The following is a 3,900-nucleotide window of genomic DNA, read 5'->3' on the forward strand; positions in this document are numbered from 1 at the left end:
GAGTAACTAGGAACTTATAATTTAGTACATATCTTTAGATGGAACGCGGAGTGCTGGGAAACTAGCACGCTCCGTGTGGAGCAGGGGAAAAGCTGGAGATAACCTCAAATGCTTACCTATTGCTGACGATAGTAAAAGAAGCTAGTGCCGCTGTTGTGGTACTAACAAAGTAGGTTTCTGGAACAAGCAGGAAACGCTTTTTAACTAAAGAGACATTTAATGGGAGAACTAAGTGTTATAATTTCATTTTAGATGGGAGTGTATCTTAATGCCGTTAAAGAAAAATAGTAAAGTCTTTGTTTTAACTGCCATTATATTAATTGCAATATTGGGTTTTTATATTTTACTCGATAGTATAGAAAAGCCTTATGGAAACGATAAAGAATCAATTGAAAAAGTTATTAAATCGATTGAAGGTTACGAAAACGAGTCCATAGAGATTTTAGAGATTAAGGATATTTACGAAGAAAGGATAGTTGGTTTTCTGTCTAATAATAATCCAGCTTATATTCAATTTACTAAGAATAAAAAAGGTAACTATGAATGGATTCATATTGAAAAGAGTGAAGGTCACTCATTTTCCCCATACTTAATTTTTGTACCTGTACCCAATGAAGATTCTAATGTACTAAAGTTTATGATAGTTACTAATCAAGAAAATAATATCGCAAAAATGGAATTAGAGGTAAATGGAGAGGTAATTGAACAGGAATTTGGAGTAAATCAGAATTCTGTCTATTGGATTGCTTTACCAAAAGGTAAAAAACATTCATTTAAATATAAGTATTTTGATAAAGATGGCAATGAAATTGGTAATTATTAAGTTTATTTATTAATTTTTTCCTGCAAAAGGAGTAAGAGATAAAATAACGCAACATAGTAGATTGTGAAGTATTGTACTTAAAGTAACGGGAGCAATAGTTGAACAAGGAGTTGTCGTTGCGGCAGCTCTTATTCTGCTAAAGTGGCAGGTTAGTTTAAGATGTTACATTAGATTAGGGGGAATCTGAAAGTGAATAAAGGACAAAAGGTTATAAAAATCACAAGTTATATCATAATGATTTTGCTAATACTTGGTGCCTTTCAAATGATTTTTGATAAAAATTATAAAAATGACCACTTAGGTGGGTTATTTTTAATAGCCTTTTGGCTAGTTAACAGTTTATATGCTTTTTATAGTGATAAAAAAGAAGATAATAAGAAGTCTGCTTTATCCAATGTACTTTTAGTAATTGTTGCTTCCGTTATTTTATTGTCATATAGTATCAAAATGATATTTCATTAACGAGTGGCTAGAGTGGAACAGTTGTAACGTAAAAATATAAGGGGGAAATAGTTTGCTGATAAAACGGGGAATAGTGATTATATGCATAATGCTAGGTTTTTTTGTCTTAATTGGTTGTCAACAAAAGACTGACGATGATAATAATGAAATTGTTTCCTATGAATATTTATCTTTAGATAAACAGTATTCCAATGAAATCAATCAATGGTTACATAAAGCAAAGAAATCAACAGATGAAAGAATTTATGGTATTGATTCGGATGATGGTAATCAGTATGTATATGCAAAAGGGTACAAACAAGCAAAAGTTTCATATACATATGAAACTTTTGACGGAAAGGTTAATAGTTCGATAAAAGCGACTTTGCTTAAAGGGCAAGACAGTGACGAAGTGCTTATTAAAATAACCTATAATACAGATGTTGATGGAATCACATTAGATGCGACTGACGATAAAGACCAATTTTATAATTAAAAGAACAGTATCATTATCATCAATAACTTTAAGGCTTATTGTCGTAAAGGGTGCTTTAACACAAGAGAGAATTTTTTATATACTTGACCTATTCTGCTAAGAAGGTAGTTTATGTACGAATGTACATAAACAGTAAATAGAAAGGAGTTTCAAGTTTGAAATTTAAAAATTCTTCTATACATTTAATTGTTTTTGTTGGGTTCTATTTAGGTTTTATTATATTGAATGCACTTGCAGATAAGTACAACCTATCATTTTTGTACGTTGTTAATGTCAAAGAGAATGGGGCAGAAATTTTTCCATCAATATTTCCTTTCTTAATTATGTTTTTCTATTTATTAGGTTCTCTTAAATTAATTTCTAGAATGAAAGAGAAAAATTAATTAGAGTGATAAACAAAAAAACGTGAAAAACTACACTTAAAGTAACGGGGGCTTTAGTTGAACAAGGAGTTGTTAATATGTAGCTCCTATTACTTATTGAGCTAATGGGAAGTTACTTTAACAAGGATTAGATTCAAAGGATATTCATTAAGGGAGAAAATAGAAATGAAAAGAATATTTACAATACTATTATTAGCCCTGCTGGTATTTACTTTAAGAGCTTGTGATAATAACAATTCGAAGTCAAATACCATTTCCGTTGTTGAACTAACAGAGAGAGAAAATGCAATACTTGCAACTACTACGGATATGTCATTTGTATTTGATTTCAACATAGATAGTGAATATAAAAAAGCATCTATATGGGTTGAAAAATATCAATCAGGTAAATTGGTTGATGATAAAATAAACAAAATAACTACAGAGGTAGTGGGGAATGGTTCCATTATCTTCGCAACTTCAAAAAAAGGTGACAGTCAAAAGCAACTTACATTTAATATTGGAATAAGCAGTAACGGTAACACAGGTTCGATAAGTGGATCTGATGCAATTTCAAATGGATTAGATAATATGTTAAGTGTAGGGGGTAACTTCCAAGGAGGGAACACTCCGATTGAAGGTGAAGTAGTATTAGCAAGTATTTGTTACTCGAATAGTGAAAGTGGTATCAGTTCACTTACCTCTGATTTTTATAAAGATGTTGATGGTCATATGAATGAATTAGAATTATATAATGTTGTTTACCTAATTAAAACTGAATTTATGAAGTGATGTTTTGTAAAATATTATTCAAAAAACGGGAGCTTTAGTTTGACAAGAAAAAAGTAATATGGATGTTAAGAATTATGAATGAACGATTAAAGATATATATTGCATTTCTCATAGTTATCCCTTTTTTAGTAACGCTTTTAGTTGGGACATTCGCATTGATACCAGAAGAATTGAAAGGTGTCATTTATTTTCTTTCTCTCATTTCAACTCATTTAATAACAAGTAAAGCACAAGAAATATTAAAGTAATGGGGTTTCTTTATGATGGCGCAATAAAGGAGTTATATAGAATTAAAGAAATTTAAAGGGGAGATTTTTAGATGAAGTTTATTATGATGATTGTCGTTTTGTTTGGTTTGGTCGGATGTTCTAATGGTGAAGAAAACGAAGTAAGGGCGTCGGAAAACGAAAACCAGCCGACAACCAATCAAATTGAAGAAAAAAATAGTGAAATTGCCAAATTAACAGAAGAGTTGGCAGAGGAAAAAAAGAAAGTAAAAGAACTTCAGGAAACATTGGAAGATTCCGAGCATCCTTATTACGTGAATGAAGACCCAGAGGTTCGTTCAGAAAATGGTGAAAGACTAGGTTCCTATGCGTTTATCATTAAAGGTATCGCTAATCGTATAAAGCATATTGACGGACTTATGGAAGACGGTCAATATGACGATAAACAACTTGAAATATTGAAAAAAGAACGATCGTACGTTTGGGAACTCTGGATTGACTGGAAAGATAAGCAAGCAGAACTGATGGAAAAAATGGAAATATTGGAGTAGATAGTTAGGTTTGGTGTGCTTATGAAATAATAAAGGCATTTAGTTCCTTCTTGATGCTAAGACTTCTTTAGCTAACGGGTAGCCGCTCGACAAGTTCTGCTATAAGCGCTTCAAGTGTGAAAGGCAGAAGATAAACATATTTATCTTAACTTTATAACTGAGAATGGGAATGATAGATCCATGTTTCTTGAAACCATTCCGTCAATAC

At 31.4% G+C, this 3,900-nt stretch carries 7 protein-coding genes; all 7 read left to right on the forward strand.

The window, feature by feature from the left end; genetic code table 11:
• The first annotated feature begins 268 nt into the window (after positions 1–268).
• The 7 genes from D2K40_RS16025 (at position 269) to D2K40_RS16050 (ending at position 3,692) form a co-directional block, all read left to right on the forward strand.
• A complete protein-coding gene (locus D2K40_RS16025; protein WP_117157340.1) occupies positions 269–823 on the forward strand; it encodes a hypothetical protein in 555 nt (184 codons plus the stop codon).
• Positions 824–1,012: 189 nt separating this feature from the next.
• Positions 1,013–1,285: a hypothetical protein gene (locus D2K40_RS16030; RefSeq protein ID WP_229666813.1), complete on the forward strand. Its 273-nt coding sequence runs from the start codon at positions 1,013–1,015 to the stop codon at positions 1,283–1,285.
• Between the two features lie 52 nt (positions 1,286–1,337).
• Positions 1,338–1,760 (forward strand): hypothetical protein, encoded by a 423-nt coding sequence (locus tag D2K40_RS16035; RefSeq protein ID WP_117157342.1) that lies wholly within the window; start codon positions 1,338–1,340, stop codon positions 1,758–1,760.
• Between the two features lie 155 nt (positions 1,761–1,915).
• On the forward strand, positions 1,916–2,143 hold the full coding sequence (locus tag D2K40_RS16040) for a hypothetical protein (RefSeq protein ID WP_117157343.1): 228 nt from the start codon (positions 1,916–1,918) through the stop codon (positions 2,141–2,143).
• Positions 2,144–2,308: 165 nt separating this feature from the next.
• The gene (locus D2K40_RS16045; RefSeq protein WP_117157344.1) at positions 2,309–2,914 is read left to right on the forward strand and encodes a hypothetical protein; all 606 of its coding nucleotides are present in this window, start codon (positions 2,309–2,311) and stop codon (positions 2,912–2,914) included.
• Positions 2,915–2,988: 74 nt separating this feature from the next.
• Positions 2,989–3,162 carry a hypothetical protein gene (locus D2K40_RS16515; RefSeq protein WP_162879260.1) on the forward strand — a complete coding sequence of 58 codons (174 nt, stop codon included), beginning with the start codon at positions 2,989–2,991 and terminating at the stop codon, positions 3,160–3,162.
• A 71-nt stretch (positions 3,163–3,233) separates the two neighbouring features.
• Positions 3,234–3,692 carry a coiled-coil domain-containing protein gene (locus D2K40_RS16050; RefSeq protein WP_117157345.1) on the forward strand — a complete coding sequence of 153 codons (459 nt, stop codon included), beginning with the start codon at positions 3,234–3,236 and terminating at the stop codon, positions 3,690–3,692.
• Positions 3,693–3,900: the final 208 nt, after the last annotated feature.

Source organism: Paraliobacillus quinghaiensis (assembly GCF_003426025.1).
GTDB classification, from domain to species: Bacteria; Bacillota; Bacilli; order Bacillales; family Amphibacillaceae; genus Paraliobacillus_A; species Paraliobacillus_A quinghaiensis.